This is a genomic window from Vulcanibacillus modesticaldus, from assembly GCF_001730235.1.
In the GTDB taxonomy this organism is placed as follows: Bacteria; Bacillota; Bacilli; order Tepidibacillales; family Tepidibacillaceae; genus Vulcanibacillus; species Vulcanibacillus modesticaldus.
The window spans coordinates 1-739 of the sequence record NZ_MIJF01000092.1; the positions used below are offsets into that span (position 1 = coordinate 1).

At 31.1% G+C, this 739-nt stretch carries 2 protein-coding genes; both read left to right on the forward strand.

Annotated elements, in window-relative coordinates; translation table 11 throughout:
• Nucleotides 1-271: 271 nt before the first annotated feature.
• Entirely contained in the window at nucleotides 272-448 is a 177-nt protein-coding gene (locus tag BHF71_RS12175; RefSeq protein WP_176717360.1) for a hypothetical protein, read from the forward strand.
• Nucleotides 449-581: 133 nt separating this feature from the next.
• On the forward strand, nucleotides 582-739 hold a 158-nt coding region (locus BHF71_RS11715), incomplete at its 3' end, for a transposase (protein WP_084024202.1).

Sequence of the window (739 nt, forward strand, 5' to 3'; positions counted from 1 at the left end):
ACGAAGAGAATTCTTACCAAGCAATGCCCCCATCAAATAAACAATGATTTTATTTTGAACCTCAATGTATAGTAGCAACAAAGAAATAACTTTAGACATCAAGTTTGCCGCCTCCTTTGTTTGAGTAATTTTTTGAATGGTCAACTAAAAATTACCCTTAAATTGAGGGGGTGGCAATACCTTAATATAAATTTTTCAATAACAACAAGGTTTTTGACACAATAATCTATAAAACTTTTGACAATACGGGAATTGAAAAGGAGAGGAAGATATGAAGGTATCCTACACGTTAAAAATGCCTGCAGAAATCAAAGAAATTAAAGAAACTTTAAAGCCGTTTGGAGGACGTTGTGCCAAGATAGTAGATGGTAAATTGGAATACCAAATAAAAGAAGAGAAACTAGAAGAAGCGTTAAATGTTTTAAAAGAAAAAGGATACGTAGAATAATCAAGTAGATTAATTAGCACTCTTTTATTTAGAAAAAGAGTGCTCAGCTTGTAGACAAAGTCTTTATTTAGACAAATCTACAAGCTTTTTTTGTATAATAAGTATGTAATAAATATCTTGTGAGGGGAGAAACATGTTAACAAAACGTAAGGAAGATGTAAGAACTCAAGTTGAATTAGTATCAATAGAAGATTTAGTACCAGAGGATCATCTAGTGAGGAAAATAGATCAAGCAATTGACTTTAGCTTTATATACGATTTGGTTAAAGATACCTATTCTTTAGATAACGG